Source organism: Alteromonas sp. 5NS40-0096 (genome assembly GCF_057544385.1).
This window is the reverse complement of sequence record NZ_BAAJLQ010000003.1, coordinates 35,831-55,882: the sequence shown is the minus strand read 5'-3', so window position 1 is coordinate 55,882 and position 20,052 is coordinate 35,831. Positions and strand designations below refer to the sequence as shown.

The following is a 20,052-nucleotide window of genomic DNA, read 5'->3' as shown; positions in this document are numbered from 1 at the left end:
TGCAGAAGGTATTGTTGAGTTTAATGACAAATACATAAACAAAAATACTAAATGGTGTTGTCGGATTAACGAGAAAGGAAATGTGGCAAAATACACATAACAAGCCAATAAAATGGTATTGGCAAAGCTTGGCTCGGTTCCACTTCGCTTCTCAGTTGAGCCATACAGTATCTGCCCCTTTTTGTGTCTAGGTATCATTAGGAATGGAAACTGTAAAAGAATTTGAAAAAACAGTTATTCGAACTTTTTGCGCTGGACATATTAGCAACTCTACGATTGAAGTCGCTTTGAATAAGCCGTCTGGAGTTCAAGTGAAATACTTTGGCTGTGATTATCTTATTTCCATCTTTCACGACGAACTTCCATCTAACAGAGTTTCAATCAACTTGGATGAATTCCGCGGTTGCTGGCAGACTCACATTTTAAGTTTTATGGTCATTATTGAGAATGAAACACTCACTCTAGAATGCACCAACCAGTCAAAGGTTGGTTGTCCTGAAGATTTAAGACATGGAAGTATCAAATTCAATACAACCTAACAAACGACCATGGTGTCAATTTATACATTAGCCGCCATTCGTTGTAAGCCGATCACTAGCAGCTAGGCGCTTAAACTTTTTAGTACATACGTGCGACCAATGTTGTAATTTCGTTGCAGTAATTTGTTTGAGGTTTTTTCTGAACACATAATTTGTTGTGCTCGGGAGGAAGGATACTGTGAGGTCTTAGTATTAAGTGTTTAAATTCAAGGATAACGTATGCCTAGGTTAAATGGATTGAGAAAGAATAAAAAATTACGCCTAATCTCGATACTCTCAGTGTTTGCTTTCATCAATGGATGTTCAAAATCTAATTCAATCAGTGAAGAAGTGAATAAATTACTGTCAACTTCAGAAATGACAGCTTTATCCGTGACGGTCGTCACTGAAGATGTTGTGAACACATATCATTTCGGTGAGTTTATTGATGGTTCAAAGCCATCTGATGCTACCATTTATGATGTGGGTTCAATTACCAAAACACATATCGGGTTGATCTTAGCACAAGCCGTATCTGACGGGCTTATAGGGTTAGATACGCCAGTCTCTCAATACTTGGATTCGATCAATAACGATGCTTTAACGTTTCAAGATACAGAGATTACGGTTCGACATTTGGCAACGCATACGTCCGGCTTACCTACGGATCTTTCGTGCACTGCTGTCGCTCTGACACCTGACGAAAGATTAACGTGTTTTAATAACCATGATGATGAAGATCTCCTCAGGGTTTTGAATAACTATAAACTTAAAAAAATACCGGGAAGACAATATCAATATTCAAACGCAGGAATTCGACTACTCGGTCTCATTTTAGAGGAGTTGTACGATACAACTTTGGAGAAATTGCTTCAGGTAATCGTTTTCAAATCAACAGGCCAAAATGAAACCTATACCTTTCTTACTGAGAATCAACGGGATAGTTGGCGACTCGGATCTCATGAAAATGGCCTTCCAACACCAGATGCTTCAGGCTACTTCAACGCTGCGGGAGGTTTAAAATCGACAGCGCAAGATATGGGGAAGTACATCAGCTTCTATCTCAAAGAAAATAATAAATTAGCAAAAAAGACGTTGACCCTGCTGGCAGGAGAAGAGGATGGGCTTGGTAGAGCCTATATGTGGAACACTTTCAGATTAGATTCTGAAGGCCAGTATTATCACGGTGGTGGAACGTTTGGTACGTCCGCTTGGATATCAATTTATCCGAAAGAAAAACTCGGCATATTCCTCGTTACGCCTTATGCTTCTGAAACCGCACAACAACAACTGAACATGGCATCCAACAATATTATTGAAATATATCGTCGCCAGAGATGAGTTTGATAAAAATTTTTATTTCAAAGCTAACACGTTGAAGCTTTTGCCTTTGAGATTCAATGCCAATATCAGCTTTTCGCTGTTTGGTACCATTCCAGTTCAATAGACCAATGAACGCTGTACATACGCGAAAGACGGTTACTTTTAGTAGTGTCTTTTGCAATGGAGTTTAAGTTGCGATTCATCAAATTTTCATAGGTCGCTTTAAACTTAACGTCCACAGTCCCCTGAGCATACCTGCCACTGCTTCACCCTTTGCTCACTTAGCAAGAATATTCAAAAAACAACGCAAGTGCGTCCAATCCTTGCACTCGCATAACCTCTAAAGTTACCCCATCACGCAGTCATGAGGACATCGCAATGAAATTAACGAAACTGGCCTATACCTTGGGCATCGCTTTAACCCTTTCTCTTTTACAACATGCGGAGGCAGCTATGAAACAACGAGTACAATTTGAAAGTAATGGTCAAACACTGATTGGCGATCTGTACCTACCGGACAATTACCAAGCTGGCCAGCACCTACCGGGGGTAGTGGTTTCTGGTTCATGGACATCGGTGAAAGAACAAATGCCAGGTACTTATGCGCAGCAATTGGCGGACAAAGGGTATGCCACACTAGCCTTCGATTTCAGAGGATGGGGCGAGTCGGTTTCGAGTACACCGGAAAAAGTGCGATACACGGAACACCCAATTAAAAAGACGAAAGACATCTTAGCGGCAATCGATTTCATGAGCGAATTAGACGCCGTTGACGGCGACCAACTCGCCACTTTGGGTATTTGCGCGTCAGCAGGTTACGCAATTGATGCTGGCAACCAACACCCCAAGGTTAAAACCGTAGCAACTGTCGCACCTTGGTTGCACGACAAAGAAGTTGTACAACAAGTCTACGCAGACGCGATCCCGACACTACTGGATGCAACCAGAGCAGCAGCGGCCAGTGAAGACGGCATCATATTAGAAGCGGCGAGTGACACTAACCCTCAATCTGTGATGTACCAAATTGATTACTACACGAACCCAGAACGAGGCGCGATTCCCGAGTATGACAATAAATTTAACGCGCTCAGTTGGGAGCCTTGGTTATCCTACGATGCGATAAAAACGGCTTCGGCATTAAACAAACCCGTTTTCCTCGTTCACTCTGATGCGGCGGCTATCCCTCAAGGCGCCAAAAAGTTTGCGCAACTAGCCAATACCGACGCAGAACTCGTCTTATTGGATGATGTAACGCAATTCGATTTCTACGATGACCCTGCTGCCATCACGACGTCAGTCAATTTGGTAGACGAGCACTTCAAAGCAAACTTGAAGTAAGGGGAATGCTATGAAGCACTCAGTAACACAACTTTTAAAGGGGGTAATGATAATGACAGTAATCGGACTTCACACCACAACAGCACAAGCCAACGTAAAAGATGAGGCGATAGTAACGAGCATCGTCGAAGGTGTTGGAACGCTTGCGGACCTTGGGGATTTTGAAGCCTTACAAGATTTGTACGCCCATGAAGTATTGCTAGATTATTCATCTTTAAATGGTCAAGAAGCGACGCTCATCAGCAGTCAGGCGCTAATGACACAATGGGCATCTGTCCTTCCGGGATTTGATGCAACCAAACACAATGTGTCTAACATTGACGTGCAATTTGATCGTGATCTCGCGAACGTCACAGCTAACGTGGTTGCCGACCACTATGTAAATGACCTATTTTGGCAAGTATCCGGACAATACCGTTACCAACTGGCAAAACAAAATGACCAGTGGGAGATTGTAAAGCACACCTTCATTCTCAAAGACGAGAAAGGCACGAGAGACGTGTTCGGGCAAGCGATTTCGAAGGCAGGTGAGTCACCCAATTGTTACCTTGTTCGTCAGCAAACACTAGCCGTCGCCAAACAATTTTTAGCCTCATTAAAGGAAGCAGACTACGCAACCTTGAAAACGTCATTGAGTACCGATGTCGTACTGGATATCCCAAACAGCGGAGTCCGCATTGATGAGGCTTCAGCCGTAATCGAATACTTGAAGCAGTTTAAGGGAAGCGCTAACAATGACTTTGCTGAAGTTACCTATCCATTAAAAGATGCCAATATGGTGTTAGCTCAATGGCAATTGGCAACCGACGCAGACGCCGCGCCCAACATCTATGCCGGTTTGTTTCATGTTGAACAGGGTAAAATAACACTACTACGCTTGTTAAACCGTGACACTGGCACGCAAAACTAAGTGCTCTTAATTGCTAACATTACCACCGCGCTGACAATAACGTTGGCGCATTTACAGTTCGGGGAAAATAGACGGAAACACCTTTTTCGATACATTCAGCTCTCTTAAAACTTCTTCAAAAATTTCAGAGGGTTGCATCCAGTTTTCATCAAAAGGCACGAGTTCAAAATCGATATCAAAACCTGCCTGCTTGAACCAATCGTAGGCCTTATCAAAACTGGTAAAAATGTCGCAATGCAATCCGGGGTTTTGCTGCTGAATTCGCTCACATTGCCATTTAGCAACCGGGTGATCTTCACATACTGCAGCGTAATGCGTCATGCCTTTTGCTTGGAACTTACCGACACTGCGAGCGCACAAACGCTCTGCTTCCGGTACTTGAACTAACCACTTTCGCCAGTCCGCTATCAAGCCCCAGGGTTTGTCCAAGGAAAAAGCCTTGGGTAACACTTCGGCTTGTGCATTGAATATGGCTTGATAATGCTTGCTGTAACTCCAATACTCGTGAAAAACGAACAGCTCTGCATTACTGCTGGTCGATATACTGAAAGGCACGTGCTCAGTGGAGTGCATAATGTTCTTTAACCTTCGGCATTATCAATTTGAACTAAAGTATAGTGTGATACGGTCAAAAGGCGAGATTGCGATCAGTAATTAGCACTAAAGGTATATTCGAAAGACTCTAAATACCTCTACCTGTCTTCACTGCAATCCAACGAACTCAATCTCCCCTCATAACCCATGCTAGCAATGCGAAATACCAATCGAGGAAAGCTATGAATGACTGATCACAAAAGGTAGATATGAATACCCACATTGCTGCCTATCTGTTGTAAAAAACTGAGTCTGCTCAGAGCGCTTTAGCACATAGATGTTGCCAAACTGCTGCCATTTAATAGACTGCCCACTGCCACAACGCTCAGCGACTTGTAAACGCCACTGCCCCGACTTGTTCTCCTTGGTCTTATCCCGTTTTGTCAGTGGATTGATCTCAGACGTAATACGAATATTGCCATTTTCAACAATAAACTCTACACCGTCGGGAAAATAGTGGGCTTCGCCAGCTAGCTGCCGCATGGGCTCTTTATTTTCGAGGTTTTGTACGCTCTGCCCTTGAGTAAAATCAACAACAAAAACTCCACCATCACCGACCACTTTTGCTATTGCTCCTTCAGGATCGTATTTCACAAGTAGCGCTGTTGTCTCATCAACACCGAAGCCCAAACGCTGTTTCGAATCGAATGTCGCTACGGCTAGCCTTGTTTCACGGTCTCGCTCTGAAAAATGCGTATCGAGTAACCCCAAGTCAAATAAGCCAGTTCCTCCAGCCGTTCGAACCGTTAGATCATCTCGCTTGATACCGGAGTCACACGAAGCCGAAGAAATGCAGCGCTGCGACGGTGCCGTGATGGCAAACACGCCTCGCGACATTGCCACAGAAGAATCACCATTGGTTAGCATAGGAACAGGGCGCTCGTCTCTCACTCCTCCGGCTTGAACGGCGGTGCCTGCGCTTGTTCCGCCAACCACCAGCTTTGCGTTTTTTACTTGTTCAAAGATGGTATCGAGCACAATTGAACGGCTTCCATCTGGTGTCAAAAGCGCTCCAAGGGTTTTACTTTGATCGCCCCCGTTAAAAAAGATGCCTTGGCTTTGTTTGATAATTCTCACCAAGTCTTCTGGGTGTTTGCAATAGTGATATTGTGTAGCTGCCCTCTGAGGATAAACTCGTTCGCGGTAAAATTGATTGTTCTGTTGACGCAACAACGCTAAGTTTTCGCATCCTTTATAACCTTGGCGCTCCAAATCGACGGCTTGCTGCCACGCTTTATCAATAGGTAACCAAATCACGTCAAAATCATCACCAGCAAGGGCACCAAGATAAAAGTCAGCTGATTCAAAAGGATCCCGTGATGAAGCCGTCACAACCAGTAGTGTTGTCTTACCTGCTTTTTCGAGTCTCATTGATGCTTGGTGTTTGAAAGCGTCATACACTCTCTGGGCGTGATGATTTTTGTTATCGTCCACACTGACTAATTCAATCAGTCTATTGCCTGCTGAATCTACCTGAATAGCTTCGAAACTATCTAGCAACGAGAAATAAGCTGGGTCAGATAACTGCCGTGTAAAATCATCGTCTTTAGCAATGTCATCAATTCGCGACAGAAATTGCCTTCTGCTCAAGCGTTTTGACGATGTATCCAACGACTCAAAATATGCATAAATATGCAATTTTGACGCATTTGAAATTTCTGAAAAAGGTGGCAGACTTGTCCATCTTTTAAATCCATCTAACGAAATCTGATACAGATTTTCTTTTTTTCCACCTCGGACTCGCTGTAAATTTTCACAGTTTTTTGTCGAAAAACTAGAGCATGTTTTCAATGCACCACCTGCTAAAATCAGATCATAACTCGCATCATCCGCCGCCAAAGATCCAACATAAAAGCATGAAATAGTTAAACTTATACTGAAAATCGACATTTTTAAAATACGTTTCATCGACATCAAAGTTATTGCCTTAAAAGCAGTTAACGGCACGGGAGTTTCTCCTGAAGGATTCATTGACTTTTTTTTACCCTAGTGTTAAGAAAACAACCAAGTCAACGTTTTTTAGCACTCGTTGCAGCATTTTCAATATTCACGATTTTGCATAAACAGGCACAATCTCATGATTAAAAAAGCGGCCAATTTTGGCGCTTATTACTATCAAAGTTTTTATTTGTCGGAGTGGTTCGACGAATAGCCCCTTCAAGTACTCGTTTAGAGTGCTTGTGCTCTGCTGTGCCTGCCACAGAACCCATACAAAATAACTAATCAGAACCGACTTAGATCGGTCATTTGTTGAAGGAAAAATCCATGAAAATGTCAGCTGCTGCGACAGCTGTGTCTTTGGTGCTTGGCGCTAACTATGCCCTTGCCCAAGAGTCACAGCCTGCTAACGATGAGCAAGAAATTGAAGTGATAAACGTCACAGGAACCAATATCATTGGTGTGGATCTAGAGGGTAGCCAACCGCTACGCATTCTCGATGCTGAAGATATTGCCAAATCCGGGGCGGCGACCATTGCCGACTTGATGAGAACGGTAAGCCAAACCCGTGGAGGTGTTGGCTCATTCAACACTATGCAAAGTGGTGCGACGTCAACCTCCACACCACCAGGTCAGGCCGCGGCATCCTTGCGCGGTATCGGGCCTTCTTCAACCCTCACTCTGATCAACGGCCGTCGAGTTGCCGCTAGCTCGTTTGCCTCTGGCACTGAGAACTTTGTCGATATCAACAGTATTCCTGCATCAGCAGTGAGACGGGTAGAGATCTTGGCGACTGGCGCGTCAGCCATCTATGGTGCTGATGCTGTTGCAGGGGTAATCAATTACATTCTCAAAGACGACTATGAAGGGTTAGATCTCACTGCTGCATACGAAAACACGACTGACGACGACAACCATGGCCGAACCAATATTCAGTTGCTTTGGGGCTCAAAAGTTGGCGGAGGTAACCTCACCGTATTTGCTGATTATTACGATCGCAAGTCCATCCACGCCCAAGACTTTAATGCTACTCGAGACCCTGTCTTGGCGAATAGCTACTCCTATCTCCCCAGTGGTACGCCAAACATTTATTTTTTCTCAGCCAGAGATGGCAATGAAATCGGAGCACCAAATTGTGCAACAGCGTTAGTCACAACAGAGTTTGGTGAAGAGATTTGCGCCTATTACGGAAACCAACACGATTTTCTAGAGACGCCCTTGGAATCGTTCTCCGGTGGATTTACCTTCAATAAATCTCTTGGTGATATTGAGTGGCACACCGATTTTATGGTGTCACATACCCAATCCACCTCTATTTCTACACCGGCTCCGATCAATTTGATTGATGACTCAGAGGGGCCATGGGTTCAAGTTGCAGCATTGGACGTATTCGATGACGCCACGAGAAACAGCCTGCTAGACAACCTTTATATCGACCCCTTTGATTCGCAACTCGGCAGGGAGCTTGAAGGCTTTCGCTATGACGCTCGTTTTGTTGCTCCCAGAACGGTTGAAGTTGACACTACGGCTTTCCGACTCGTGTCTAGCTTGTCGGGCGACTGGGGCGAATGGGCTTGGGAATCGGGCATTACCCTATCCCGTTCTGAGTCCGAGCAAGAAGCTGTCGCCGGTATTTACAATCGCTATCGATACACTGCAGCAGTAGACGGGGAATTGTGCAGTAACGGTACCATCGCCAATTACAATGCTGAAACCGACAGCCTGAGTTGCGCCAGTGGCAGTGTCCTGCCATTTTACAACCCGTTTTTACAAGGTGATAGCGCGAACGATGACATTCTAGCACTCACGCAGTCACGCCCTACCAGAGATGGTGAGAGTAGTGTCTACGGCATAGATTTTAAAGTCAGTGGCAGCGTCATGGAGTGGGGAGATGATTACGTAAGAATGGCAGCCGGTATCGAATTCAGACGAGAAGAAATTACCGATACCCCCTCTCTAGAAGCGCAAGCGCGAGCTGACAATCAATACCTAGTTGACGTGTTTGGTTTTGGTTCGAGCTTATCTTCCGCCGCGAGAAATCAGTATGGAGCATTTGCGGAATTCTACGTTCCACTGACGCAACAAATTGAGTTAAACGTCGCGGGACGTTTTGACGATTACAACGATTTCGGCAGTACTTTTAATCCGAAAGTGGGTATTACCTACCGTCCATTAGATGAACTGGTTATTCGCGGTTCTTGGTCAACGGCATTTAGAGCGCCGTCGTTAACTCAGGCCGGCGTTCAACTTCGAACCACACGGGCAGACTTTGATTGTGGCGCGAGTCAGGCGGTAGCGGATTTATATTGTGAAGGCGACAACACGATTCGAGGTAACAATGTATTGGAGCTTGGCAACCCAGCATTGCAAGCAGAAGAAGCGGAAACCATCAGTGTTGGTTTAGCCTATAGTCCTACAGAACGAACCTTAATCACCATTGATTATTGGCAATTTGAACATGAAGATTTAGTCGACACCAATATGACAGGCGTTCTGGTTGAGGCCTTAACCAATGCGGACTTGAGACACTGTGGATTAGTGCCCGAAGGAGAACAGGGGATATCCTATGACCCGGATCTATGCCTAGTAACAGATGCATCGGGCTTGACAATAGAAGAGTCTGGGGCAAATTTAAATGAAATCCTTGATGCTTGGGTTGCCTTCGACGATCCGCGTTTTCAAGAATTACCTCTATTTAGAGACCACGTACTATTGCTAGATAATACCGGCACACAAGAACTCGAAGGTATTGATTTCAATATTGAACATGAAATTGAAATAGGCAGAGGCGCGCTGCAATTTGGACTCAACGGTACGCATTACCTCAATGTCGATCGCAACATTGCGGGTTCTGATCAAATTGAGAGTTTAGAGGGGAGATTCCAGTACCCGGAGACGATTGCAACAGCGGAGCTGTTTTGGGTTGACCAAGACTGGTATGCCGGCGCTTATGTTTATTTCACGGGTAAGTATGAAGATGATATTGACAGACTGCGCGGTCGCGAAATTGATGAGATCAACGAGCTTGGCCTATTAGACGAAAATGGACAACGAGATGTCAGTAGTTGGACTACCCTTTCACTGAGCACTGGTTACCATTTTGAAAAGGCGACGGTTCGATTGACAATAGACAATGTGTTTGACCGTAATGCGCCACTGGCATTTGGTTCTGCACGAGGGTTTGACGCATTTAATCACGACCCTTTTGGAACGCAATATCGACTGTCAGTGACGGCATTTTTCGAGTAACAATACGGGGGCGGTTTGGCCCCCACACTTTTACCGTACGGGGAATTCATCATGAATACCACACAACCTAAAAGGCAAATGCCAGATGCCTTTGTTATTCTGTTTTTCGTAATCATCATTGCTACCGTACTCACTTATACTGTTACTCCCGGATACTTCATTGAATCGGAAGCCACCTCGCAAGGTATCGCTATCGATGCCTTTCGATTTGCAAGTGAGTCGACATCGGGTAAACCCCTATTCGACGGAACAGGTGAAGGCGTGGGCTTGGTCAATTACGCATTTGAAGGTTTAGTGTCTGGCGACAAATGGGGAAGCGCTGTCGGCGTGATTGCCTTTATTTTGGTCGTCGGCGGCGCATTTGGCATAGTGATGCAAACCGGCGCTGTTAACAACGGTATCATTGCGTTAGTGAGTAAAACACAACACGCGGGCAGTATCATTTTGCCGCTGATGTTTGTGCTGTTTTCCTTTGGCGGTGCAGTTTTCGGCATGGGCGAGGAAGCTATTGCGTTTTGTATTGTCCTTGTTCCTCTGATCATTGGTTTGGGCTATGACGCTATAACTGCGGTGCTAATCACTTACGTGGCGACGCAAATAGGTTTTGCGACGAGCTGGATGAACCCGTTTTCGGTGGCGATTGCACAAGGTATCGCCGATGTTCCCCTACTGTCTGGTCAAGAATTTCGCATGGTCATTTGGGTGGTCTTCACACTGATAGGCCTTGCTTTTACTTTACGCTATGCTCGCCAGGTCAAGCGAGACCCCGCCTCATCGGTTTGCCACGTCACCGATACGCATTTTAAACAAACTCAATCCGATATTTCTGGTACCTATACGTTTGTTGATACACTCGTATTGCTGACTTTACTCGCAGGTATCGGTTGGGTCATTTGGGGAGTAAGCGCACACCAGTACTACATTCCTCAAATTGCCAGTCAGTTTTTTGCTATGGGCTTGGTGATTGCCATCATTGTCGTCGTTGCAGGCAGAATGACGATGAATGATTGTTCGTCTGCATTTGTAAAAGGCGCGCAAGAGCTGCTTCCCGCAGCATTAGTTGTTGGTATGGCGAAAGGTATTATCTTGATTTTAGGGGGTGACGATGTGCACTCCCCAAGCACGCTTAATACCTTGTTGTATTACGCAAGCAAAGGCATAGGCGAAGCCGGCGCCACCGCAAGTGCGCTAGCAATGTACGCCTTTCAATGTGTTTTCAATTTCTTCGTTGCCTCCGGCTCTGGGCAAGCGGCTATCACTATGCCTTTGATGGCACCACTTTCTGACTTAGTTGGTGTCAGCCGTCAAGTCGCGGTATTGGCGTTTCAACTTGGTGATGGGTTAACTAACTTAATTATTCCCACATCGGCGTCTTTGATTGGTTGTTTGGGCGTAGCGAGAATTGACTGGTCAGTATGGGCCAGAGTAATGTGGCGTTTTGTAGCTACACTCATTACCGTGGGCGCTATCACAATCGTAGTGGCCGTGATGATAGGATTTAATTAATGCTCACTCTCATTCGCAATGCAACTGTCTATTCTCCTGACTATTTGGGACGAAAAGACATCCTAATCTCAGGTCAGTCGATATGCGCAATCGAAGACCATATCGACCTAGACAGTCGACATTGCAACACCATCGATGCCACAGGCTTAGTGGCACACCCTGGATTAGTCGACAGTTTAGTGCACCCTACGGGTGGCGGTGGCGAAGGCGGCTTTCATACCCGCACTCCCGAAATGACCTTAACCGAAGCGACGTTGGCAGGTGTTACAACGATCATCGGCGCATTAGGCACAGACGCGACCACGCGAACACTGCCGGATTTAATTGCTAAAACCTATGCATTGCGCAATGAAGGTATTAGCGCATTTTGCTATACAGGCTCTTATCAACTGCCAGCGAGAACTATCACAGGTTCGGTAACGGACGATATTGTTTTAATCGATCCTATGATTGGCATTGGTGAAGTTGCTATCGCCGATCACCGCGGCTCGCAACCTAACGCGGAAACGTTGGCCAAAGTTGCATCAGACGCGAGAGTGGGAGGTATGCTGTCGGGTAAAAGTGGTATCGTCTATATTCATGTCGGCGATGCTGCAGACAAACTGGATTTGTTACATCAAGTCGTAAACCGCTCGGCAGTGACAGCCAAACAATTTTACCCTACACATATGAATCGCAGTCAATCGCTATTGGATGCTGGTATCGAATGGACAAAGCTGGGCGGTATCATTGATGTCACAACCAGTACCAATCAATACTTCGTTGACGAAGGAGAAATTCCTGCGGCGCAAGCAATAGCTCATTGCCTCCGACACCATGTACCTTGTACTCAACTATCGATGAGTTCTGACGGCAATGCCAGCTTGCCCGTGTTCGACAGTAATGACAACTTAGTTGCCCTCGAGGTAGGTAAAGTCGCTAGCCTGCAGCACGCTTTACGGGAGTTAGTACGCCAAGAGGGCATTAACACCAGCGATGCGATCGCGACCGTAACGTCTACCCCAGCCTCTTGGTTAGGCCTAGATAAAAAAGGGCAAATCAAAGCAGGTTTTGATGCCGACATTGTCCTCACTACTGTGAATTTTGAGACGCCAGTTCATGTGTTTTGCCGCGGCAAACAAATGGTAGACAATGGTGATGCCATGGTAAAAGGCACCTTTGAATAGGTGCCTTTCCACTAAAGGTATTAGATTTTAAAGAAGCTTATTTGTTCTTGTAAATCACTAGACACTCCCTGTAACTGATGCGCAGCTTCATGGTTTGCTTGCATCGACGCCAACGAGTCTTCCCCCATTTTTTGCACGTCTTCCATGGATGTCGATATCAATCTAATTGTTTGAGATTGTTCCTGAGCATTGCTTTGCACGACCGTACTGTTGCTCAAGGTATTTGCCGCTTGATTGCTAATTTCGGATAAGGTCTCTGCTGCCTCGCGCGTTTTGTCCCGTCCTTTTTCCACTTCTGGCAAAGATGCGTTCATAGCGGCCACTGAAATTTTCGACTCTTGTTGCACGCGGCCAATCTTATCTTCAATTTCACTGGTTGCCGTACTGGTTCGCATCGCCAACTCTCGTACTTCTTGCGCAACAACAGCAAAACCTCTGCCGGAATCACCTGCACGAGCGGCTTCAATGGCAGCATTCAGCGCCAGCAAATTGGTTTGATCTGAGATATTGTGAATAACATTGGTAATATCACCAATCTCTTCAACAAGGCTTGCCAAAGATTCAACCTGTGTGACCGTATTGGCCATTCGCTCTGCAATTTGCTCCATTATATTAGCCGTATCGGTGACCTGCGCCTTTCCAGAGTCTGCACGTTCGGTCATAAGTTTTGCGTTTTCACGGTTTTTACCGGCTTTTTCACTCGAACGAAGTAAGTTTTCTTCCATTGACATTAAGTTATCAACCGTTTCGTCAATGATGTGCATTTGCTGTTTTACGGCTTCAATCACTTGAGATGATCCCGCAGCAACGGTATCGGCCTGTATATTCACTCGATTACTGTCTTGAGAAATATGCGAAACAATTGCTTTGAGTTTTTCTTGCATGTTTTTCTGCGCAGCCATCAAACTATTCGGGTGGCTAGTGTGTGTCACCGCGCCTAAATCTCCTGATGCAGCAGCTTGCAGGCTCTTTCTCGCCAAATCCGGTTCACCGCCAATGGAACATAAAATACTGTTTGCAATCCAAATAGCGATAACAATGCCAAGAATGGCGGCAATAGCGGTAAGCAAGATCATCAGTGTTTGGAAACTTGACGCCGTTTCCACCGCTTGCGGTGTAAGACGTTGATTTTCAGCTTCTTGATAATCAATGAACTCATTAATGGCATTCAACCAATCGATGAATGCAGGTCTCACTTCCTGCAAGGTTAACGCGGTGACTCGTGCTGTCTCACCGGATTGTTTCGCTCGGAGAATCTGTTCAACAATGGGCAAGGTGCGAGCACGAATTTGGTCAATATTATCGAGCATGCGTCGCTCAGCAGAGGTAAATTCAATACCTTCTCGCTGCATTTGCTGCATTTTTTGATGCGAATCTTCATAGAAAGCGGCGAGGTCATCAATTTCCTTTCGCAATGCTCCGGTGTCACTCCAGTCGAGCGACATGGCGACATCCCGTATTGCAATTGCGCGGTCATGCACTGAACCACGGAAATTGATCGCATACCTTTGCTTAACTGAGTTGATGTCCGTAATAACCGTTAATGTATGATTGATTTTATTGACGTTGATCACGCCTACGACGGTCAAGATGATCATCAGTAGCACCGAAAAGCCAAATCCTAAAACCAAACGTGTTTTCACTGGAAGCGCGTTCATTGCTACCATGGATAACTCCGACTGTTATGGACACCTATCAACGATGTTGTTTTGTAATTTTGATGTGTTGGGTGTCAGTTTTAAACCGAAGTAAGAGACCTTGTCGCTGAGTAATTACTTTCGTCGAAAAAACGAGCCACGGCCATTATAAGACGTATTGACTATTTTTTGAGCCCAACGACAGGATTGATGGCAACACCTGTTATCCGCACAACAGGCGATAATGTTACCAAGCAGCAGTATTGGAATTCGCAGAGAGTTTTTTCGCCCCTTGACCCTTGTCTGAAATCCAATTCAGCGTGATGGTTTCGACACTTGGGAAATGAGTAAATAAATTCACAGTCAATCCCGTTGGCGGAGCGTCGCATTGAAACGTGAGTGTTAACGAGAGTTCACCGTGAGTTTCATGGTCATCATGACCTTCATGATCATGGTCATCGTCGTGCTCATCATGGCCTTCGTGATCGTGGTCATCGTCGTGTTCATCATGACCTTCGTGATCGTGGTCATCGTCGTGTTCATCATGACCTTCGTGATCGTGGTCATCGTCGTGCTCATCATGGCCTTCTTGATCATGATCATCGTGTGTCTCATCGGCACCCGGCAAATCAATGTCAGAGTCGGTCAAGGCGCAACCTTGACCAGCCATAGTGACCATGGCTTGCGTTTGAAGCAATGAATACACAGAGCGCATAGTTTGTTTTTGTGCCTCAGTTTCCGGTGCGTGTTCAAACCCGATAATATCAGCGAGAGGCGAAGTCAAAGAAACGAATACTGTGGCCCCTTCTTGAACAACGTCCATTTGCGCACTGCCATGCACATGAGCTTCTTGCGAAGCGGCGCCAAAGCTAGTTGCCAGCAAAGTAGTCGAAAGCAATGTTGTCGTTAGTTTATTGTTGTTTTTCATAATCAAGCCTGGATTGAGACAATAACTTTATTGAAAAGATGCCATCACAATGGTTCCTGCATCTCTTCACTCCAAATTGTTACATTATAACGAGTGCGACACAAACATTAATGCGACCTCAGATCATCAGGGTTTTCACGATAGTTTTGCATCGAATAGAGTACTAGGTGATAGGCTGATGTTCCCATTACATCTTCATAGGGGTCAGGAGTTAACATACCAGTAAACAAATAGGCCGAGTCGAGATCGGGAATGTCGATCCCCTCCCGCACATAAGCGTAAATCATTTGATTCGGCGGCGGCGCAGGATAATGTAAACACGCACCAAAATAGGGAACGATGAAAAAGGACGTCGCTCGTTTGTTGCTCTCCACGTCGACAGGGACCAAAAAGCCAGGAATCTGAATAATTTGATTACGTAAACTGGCCACCGTATTCATAGAGATACTCATCTGTTGGTAATCATCATCTTTGGCAGCAAGAATCGCATTGAACATTTGATCTTCAAAGGATTGACCGTCATCAGACCGAAAACGTTCGATTGCTTCTCGCTCGTCAGGTGGCAGTAAATCAGACCACCCAATGAGGTTGATATCCTGTTTAGCGGCATCAAAAGACGAAGCAGAATAAAGGCTATGCCCAAATGCGAGGGCCAATAACTCAGGCAGCTTAGGCGCAAGTATACCCAAGCCCAAACACACTGCTAACACGGTTGCCGTTATGAAAAGTCTCAATTTTACATCCTACTTACTCGGGATAGTGTTACAATATAACACTCGTTATTTGATTAGAAGTAAGGTCGCTATGCCAACAAGTCAACCCCCCATTAAATCTGTACCAACTAACGTCATTACAGGCTTTTTGGGAGCGGGTAAAACGACATTGATCCAGCGGTTACTAGAATCCAAGCCAGAACACGAAAGATGGGCAATTCTGGTGAATGAATTTGGCGAAGTAGGCATTGATGGCGCTTTATTTGACGGCAAACGCTCAAACAACGTATTTACTCGCGAAGTGCCTGGTGGTTGTATGTGCTGCGCTTCAGGTTTACCTATGCAAATTGCACTCAATCAGTTGCTTGCTCAATCACGTCCTCATCGGCTACTCATCGAGCCAACTGGGCTTGGCCATCCTAAAGAAGTCTTATCTGTACTGACCCAAAGCCACTATCAGTCAATTCTAGACTTACGCTCTACACTCACGTTAGTGGATGCCAGAAACCTAAACAAAGAGAAGTACACGCAGCATCATACTTTCAGAGAGCAAATACAAATTGCTGATGCCATTTACGCCGCAAAGCATGACTTATATGCTGATGCCGACTATCAAAATCTTGTGTCTTTTACTGAATCTTTGGGTTTAAGCCCAGAAACAATCATCAATCAGCATGACGACAACGCGCTTTTGAATATACTGAATGCACCTTCCAAATATCATCCACAACTATCGCACGCTCACCATCATCATAGTCATGGTGACGTCACTGATGTAAAAGCGGCGCTTGAAAAACAAGATGTGATTGCGCTGTCTAACGAAGGCGAAGGTTTTTATTCCAGAGGTTGGGCGTTTTCCGCAAACCACGTTTTTTCTCTGGTTGGCGTATTAGAACTGATGAAGAATATCAATGCAGAGCGTGTCAAAGCCGTATTTATTACTGACCAAGGTATTGTTGGCATCAACGCCGTTAACAACGAATTTCGGTATTTCGAACTAGATGATGCAGAAGCGTCACGGTTAGAAATTATTACGTCAGATAATACGCTGGCTGACGCCCTACCCGCTATGATTAAAAAAATAACCGTATCGCAGTAGCTGCCATACGGTTATCTTAAAAAATGAAGCCAAATCTTGTGTTATGCAGAAACGCGGATTTTTACCGTGCGAATCAAGCTGACAGGCTTGCCTTTGTGTAGCGCTTCAATATTCAACTTGATCTCACTGACGCCTGCATCTGCCGCAACAAACACGACATTCACTACACCGCGGGCCGAATCCAGATCGACTGCCTCTTGGCCTTCTAGCGTAATAGATTCACCACCAACAATGTTCATTTTGGCGTCGGTATAACCCGCAGGCAAAAAGTAACCAACATTAAAATCTGTTGATTTACCTTGCTTCACCGACTTAGCAAATGGGTGGGACATTTCAATACGGGAGGCAGGCTTGACCAAAGATAAGTTTGGCATACTCCCACCCGGCCCGTGTTTCGGAGAGAACCCTCCAAAGCCGTATCCGTCATGTAAATCGCAAGCTGTCGCGGTCATTGACGCGGCCAAACACACTGCCGACGCCGTTAAAGTTAATTTATTCATAATAAGGCATCAAATTATCAAGATTCATTTTATACGCAGAAGTGCCAAGATCATTACTTTCAACTTCAAGACCCAGGGTACCTTCAAAGAAATACGCATCACTCAAGTTAGGTAAGTCTATACCATCTTTGAACTCAACGTGAATAATCTGGTTTGGTGGCGGTGGCGGCATGTGTAAACACGCGCCAAAGTATGGCACGATAAAAAACTCTGTCACCGTTTGGTCATCGGTCATTTCCAAGGGCACGATAAACCCCGGGAGTCTAACCGCTGCACCATCGAACTTTTCAATCACCTTGGTCGATTGCAACGCCGAGTAGTACTCGTTTAACGCCTTGTCTTCTTGGTTTCCATAAATGGCTTCTAAATTATCCTGCTCTGAGCCATCGGCGATTTCGTTTATAAATTCAGGGCGATTCATTAATGCATCAAGGTCAGATGCAGGCATTAAGGCAACCCAATCGACATCCGTGTACTCCTTCTCCTGTGCCACAACAGAGCCACTTGTCATTAAGGTTATCGCCAAAAGGCCGCTTGCTATCCAGCCTTTTACACTTCGAAATGCATTTAACATCGACGTCTCTAATTCGTTACAATTTGAACGAATGTTATAACAAACTAGAAGCTTGCAAAAGTCTGTCGAGAGGAATTACCCTATTCTTACGTTCAACGCCATTCTACCAAGCCTACAGTATTTCTTATGAGCTCAACTGCTATTTCGATTGAAAACCTCGTTTTTCACTACGATAAATCCGCTGCAAAGCCTACTCTCGACATTCCCACCTGGACAGTGCACAAAGGCGAAAAAGTCTTTCTAAAAGGCGCATCGGGCTCTGGTAAAACGACGCTGCTGAACTTGTTGTGTGGTACCTTGACACCAACTCATGGCCAGATTCAGCTCCTTGACCAGCCTTTTTCTCAGTTGCGCTCTAGCAAACGAGATGCTTTCAGGGCAAAGCATATTGGTGTTGTATTTCAACAGTTTAATTTGATCCCCTATCTCACCGTGCGCGAAAACATTCAGCTTGCTCAATACTTTGGCGGAGTGCAGCTTTCCGGTGACGCACAATTGACGGAACTCACCGAGAGGCTTCATCTCGACCCGTCGCTACTGTCTCGCTCGGCAAGTGAATTGAGTGTGGGTCAACAACAACGAGTGGCAATTGCGAGAGCGTTAGTAAACCAACCTGAAATATTGATAGCCGATGAACCCACGTCAGCATTAGACAGTGAAGCCCGTCACGCTTTTATGACATTACTGATGGAAGTCGTAGATCGCACGAAAACCACGCTGGTTTTTGTCAGTCACGACCCGAGCTTGGCGACGTATCTGGACACACTGGTGTTAATCGATGATCTCAATCGCGCGACGGAGGTGACCGTATGATTTTCCGTTTAGCGGCCAAAAGTTTAGCCAATCGCAAGCATTCCGTTATGTTGACGCTCCTATCGCTCATTGTCAGCATCAGTGTCTTAATCAGTGTTGAGCACATTCGGCATCAGGCAAAAGAGAGCTTCAATCGCACCCTATCTGGCACAGATTTGATTGTTGGTGCTCGCAGTGGGCAATTAAATTTGTTGTTGTACACCGTTTTTCGCATCGGCGCGCCAACAACTAACATCTCTTGGCGTGCAGTGGAGCAGCTCGAGCGCAATAAATTAGTCAAATGGGTAGTACCTATCTCCCTTGGGGACTCACACCGAGGTTACCGAGTGTTGGGCACAACGCCGCCGTATTTCGAACATTACAAATACGGTAACAAACAACCTCTCGAACTGAGAAATGGTGAGGTTTTCTCCTCTCCATTTGGTGCAGTTGTTGGATATGATGTTGCCAAAACACTGAACTATCAGGTCGGTGACAGTATCAGCATCGCTCATGGGCTGGGACAGGTCAGCTTTACTAACCATGATCAGGCGCCATTTACGATCACAGGTATTCTGGCTCCCACAGGCACACCAGTAGACAAAACGATTCACATACCTCTAGCTGGTTTAGACGCGGTCCACATGCCGCCAAGTGCTTTGGCTAATTTTTTGGAAGCGGGCAAATCTGGTCAGTATCCGAAGCTAACACCAGATTCCGTGACGTCGGCGTTGATCGGGCTCAAATCTAAATTTGCGACGTTTAAGCTACAACGCAACATCAACACCGACAAAAAGGAGCCGATGACGGCAATTTTACCCGGTGTCGCCTTAGCCGAGTTGTGGCAAGTGTTGGGAGGTGTTGAAAATGTACTAAGAGTCATCGCTTTACTGATCTTAGTATCTTCTCTACTTGGTTTATCGACAATGCTGCTTGCCTCTATGCGAGAACGAAAAGCAGAACTTGCAGTATTGCGGGCAATTGGCGCTGGGCCGAGTACGATATTTCTGCTTATCGAATTAGAGGCATTGATGCTGACCATTATTGCCATCGCTAGCTCATTCGGCTTGGTCTCTGGCTTGCTGTGGTTATCCAGTGACTGGCTAATCGAAAATTACGGCGTGTTTATCAGTGCCAGTGTTTTTACCCCAACGCTGGGTATCGCGGCGGCCATTGTTCTGGGCTTGTCCGCTTTGGTAGCGGCAATGCCAGCAATAGGTGCCTATCGAACCACACTACAGTCAGGCTTAACCGTTCGGTGAGCCTG

At 45.6% G+C, this 20,052-nt stretch carries 17 protein-coding genes; 10 read left to right on the top strand and 7 right to left on the bottom strand.

Translation table 11 applies throughout. The features are described 5' to 3' along the window. Positions 1–203 precede the first annotated feature (203 nt). From AC27G9_RS10215 to AC27G9_RS10200, 4 genes are all read left to right on the top strand, one after another. A complete protein-coding gene (locus AC27G9_RS10215; protein WP_487073778.1) occupies positions 204–539 on the top strand; it encodes a hypothetical protein in 336 nt (111 codons plus the stop codon). 219 nt (positions 540–758) lie between these two features. Then, positions 759–1,859 (top strand): serine hydrolase domain-containing protein, encoded by a 1,101-nt coding sequence (locus AC27G9_RS10210; protein WP_487073776.1) that lies wholly within the window; start codon positions 759–761, stop codon positions 1,857–1,859. 360 nt (positions 1,860–2,219) lie between these two features. Further along, positions 2,220–3,179, top strand: coding sequence for an alpha/beta hydrolase (locus AC27G9_RS10205; protein WP_487073774.1), 960 nt, complete (start codon positions 2,220–2,222; stop codon positions 3,177–3,179). Positions 3,180–3,231: 52 nt separating this feature from the next. Beyond that, positions 3,232–4,089, top strand: coding sequence for a nuclear transport factor 2 family protein (locus AC27G9_RS10200; RefSeq protein WP_487073772.1), 858 nt, complete (start codon positions 3,232–3,234; stop codon positions 4,087–4,089). A 51-nt stretch (positions 4,090–4,140) separates the two neighbouring features. On the opposite strand, the gene AC27G9_RS10195 is transcribed toward AC27G9_RS10200, so the two are convergent. Next, complete coding sequence (locus AC27G9_RS10195; RefSeq protein WP_487073770.1) at positions 4,141–4,662, bottom strand: hypothetical protein; 522 nt, start codon at positions 4,660–4,662, stop codon at positions 4,141–4,143. Between the two features lie 201 nt (positions 4,663–4,863). Beyond that, positions 4,864–6,321, bottom strand: coding sequence for a type 1 glutamine amidotransferase family protein (locus AC27G9_RS10190; RefSeq protein ID WP_487073768.1), 1,458 nt, complete (start codon positions 6,319–6,321; stop codon positions 4,864–4,866). Positions 6,322–6,948: 627 nt separating this feature from the next. Between AC27G9_RS10190 and AC27G9_RS10185 the strand changes: the two genes are divergently transcribed. From AC27G9_RS10185 to iadA, 3 genes are read left to right on the top strand one after another with little or no spacing between them, the layout of a single operon-like run. Continuing rightward, positions 6,949–9,870 (top strand): TonB-dependent receptor domain-containing protein, encoded by a 2,922-nt coding sequence (locus AC27G9_RS10185; protein WP_487073766.1) that lies wholly within the window; start codon positions 6,949–6,951, stop codon positions 9,868–9,870. A gap of 51 nt (positions 9,871–9,921) precedes the next feature. After that, positions 9,922–11,376, top strand: a complete 1,455-nt coding sequence (gene yfcC, locus AC27G9_RS10180; protein ID WP_487073764.1) for a putative basic amino acid antiporter YfcC — start codon at positions 9,922–9,924, stop codon at positions 11,374–11,376. Beyond that, entirely contained in the window at positions 11,376–12,542 is a 1,167-nt protein-coding gene (gene iadA / locus AC27G9_RS10175; RefSeq protein WP_487073762.1) for a beta-aspartyl-peptidase, read from the top strand. The genes yfcC and iadA overlap by 1 nt, the downstream gene beginning before the upstream one ends. A 20-nt stretch (positions 12,543–12,562) precedes the next feature. On the opposite strand, the gene AC27G9_RS10170 is transcribed toward iadA, so the two are convergent. The 3 genes from AC27G9_RS10170 to AC27G9_RS10160 form a co-directional block, all read right to left on the bottom strand. After that, positions 12,563–14,209 carry a methyl-accepting chemotaxis protein gene (locus AC27G9_RS10170; RefSeq protein ID WP_487073760.1) on the bottom strand — a complete coding sequence of 549 codons (1,647 nt, stop codon included), beginning with the start codon at positions 14,207–14,209 and terminating at the stop codon, positions 12,563–12,565. 217 nt (positions 14,210–14,426) lie between these two features. Further along, on the bottom strand, positions 14,427–15,107 hold the full coding sequence (locus tag AC27G9_RS10165; protein ID WP_487073758.1) for a ZrgA family zinc uptake protein: 681 nt from the start codon (positions 15,105–15,107) through the stop codon (positions 14,427–14,429). A 107-nt stretch (positions 15,108–15,214) separates the two neighbouring features. Further along, a complete protein-coding gene (locus tag AC27G9_RS10160) occupies positions 15,215–15,841 on the bottom strand; it encodes a DUF3299 domain-containing protein (protein ID WP_487073756.1) in 627 nt (208 codons plus the stop codon). A gap of 70 nt (positions 15,842–15,911) precedes the next feature. Between AC27G9_RS10160 and AC27G9_RS10155 the strand changes: the two genes are divergently transcribed. Further along, entirely contained in the window at positions 15,912–16,919 is a 1,008-nt protein-coding gene (locus tag AC27G9_RS10155) for a CobW family GTP-binding protein (protein ID WP_487073754.1), read from the top strand. A gap of 41 nt (positions 16,920–16,960) precedes the next feature. Here the strand turns inward: AC27G9_RS10155 and AC27G9_RS10150 are convergent, their stop codons facing one another. Beyond that, on the bottom strand, positions 16,961–17,419 hold the full coding sequence (locus AC27G9_RS10150) for a hypothetical protein (RefSeq protein WP_487073752.1): 459 nt from the start codon (positions 17,417–17,419) through the stop codon (positions 16,961–16,963). Next, complete coding sequence (locus AC27G9_RS10145) at positions 17,412–17,993, bottom strand: DUF3299 domain-containing protein (RefSeq protein ID WP_487073750.1); 582 nt, start codon at positions 17,991–17,993, stop codon at positions 17,412–17,414. Before AC27G9_RS10145 ends, AC27G9_RS10150 begins: the two co-directional genes overlap by 8 nt. A gap of 126 nt (positions 17,994–18,119) precedes the next feature. On the opposite strand from AC27G9_RS10145, the gene AC27G9_RS10140 reads away from it, so the two are divergent. Next, a complete protein-coding gene (locus AC27G9_RS10140) occupies positions 18,120–18,806 on the top strand; it encodes an ABC transporter ATP-binding protein (RefSeq protein WP_487073748.1) in 687 nt (228 codons plus the stop codon). Then, positions 18,803–20,047 (top strand): ABC transporter permease, encoded by a 1,245-nt coding sequence (locus AC27G9_RS10135; protein WP_487073746.1) that lies wholly within the window; start codon positions 18,803–18,805, stop codon positions 20,045–20,047. Before AC27G9_RS10140 ends, AC27G9_RS10135 begins: the two co-directional genes overlap by 4 nt. Positions 20,048–20,052: the final 5 nt, after the last annotated feature.

Excerpts from the sequence above, each read along its gene's own strand:
- AC27G9_RS10200 (WP_487073772.1), top strand. The coding sequence starts at position 3,232 with ATGACAGTAATCGGACTTCACACCACAACAGCACAAGCCAACGTAAAA.
- AC27G9_RS10165 (WP_487073758.1), bottom strand. The coding sequence starts at position 15,107 with ATGAAAAACAACAATAAACTAACGACAACATTGCTTTCGACTACTTTG.
- AC27G9_RS10195 (WP_487073770.1), bottom strand. The coding sequence starts at position 4,662 with ATGCACTCCACTGAGCACGTGCCTTTCAGTATATCGACCAGCAGTAAT.
- AC27G9_RS10215 (WP_487073778.1), top strand. The coding sequence starts at position 204 with ATGGAAACTGTAAAAGAATTTGAAAAAACAGTTATTCGAACTTTTTGC.
- iadA (WP_487073762.1), top strand. The coding sequence starts at position 11,376 with ATGCTCACTCTCATTCGCAATGCAACTGTCTATTCTCCTGACTATTTG.
- AC27G9_RS10210 (WP_487073776.1), top strand. The coding sequence starts at position 759 with ATGCCTAGGTTAAATGGATTGAGAAAGAATAAAAAATTACGCCTAATC.
- AC27G9_RS10170 (WP_487073760.1), bottom strand. The coding sequence starts at position 14,209 with ATGGTAGCAATGAACGCGCTTCCAGTGAAAACACGTTTGGTTTTAGGA.
- AC27G9_RS10145 (WP_487073750.1), bottom strand. The coding sequence starts at position 17,993 with ATGTTAAATGCATTTCGAAGTGTAAAAGGCTGGATAGCAAGCGGCCTT.
- AC27G9_RS10150 (WP_487073752.1), bottom strand. The coding sequence starts at position 17,419 with ATGAATAAATTAACTTTAACGGCGTCGGCAGTGTGTTTGGCCGCGTCA.
- yfcC (WP_487073764.1), top strand. The coding sequence starts at position 9,922 with ATGAATACCACACAACCTAAAAGGCAAATGCCAGATGCCTTTGTTATT.
- AC27G9_RS10205 (WP_487073774.1), top strand. The coding sequence starts at position 2,220 with ATGAAATTAACGAAACTGGCCTATACCTTGGGCATCGCTTTAACCCTT.
- AC27G9_RS10135 (WP_487073746.1), top strand. The coding sequence starts at position 18,803 with ATGATTTTCCGTTTAGCGGCCAAAAGTTTAGCCAATCGCAAGCATTCC.
- AC27G9_RS10140 (WP_487073748.1), top strand. The coding sequence starts at position 18,120 with ATGAGCTCAACTGCTATTTCGATTGAAAACCTCGTTTTTCACTACGAT.
- AC27G9_RS10155 (WP_487073754.1), top strand. The coding sequence starts at position 15,912 with ATGCCAACAAGTCAACCCCCCATTAAATCTGTACCAACTAACGTCATT.
- AC27G9_RS10185 (WP_487073766.1), top strand. The coding sequence starts at position 6,949 with ATGAAAATGTCAGCTGCTGCGACAGCTGTGTCTTTGGTGCTTGGCGCT.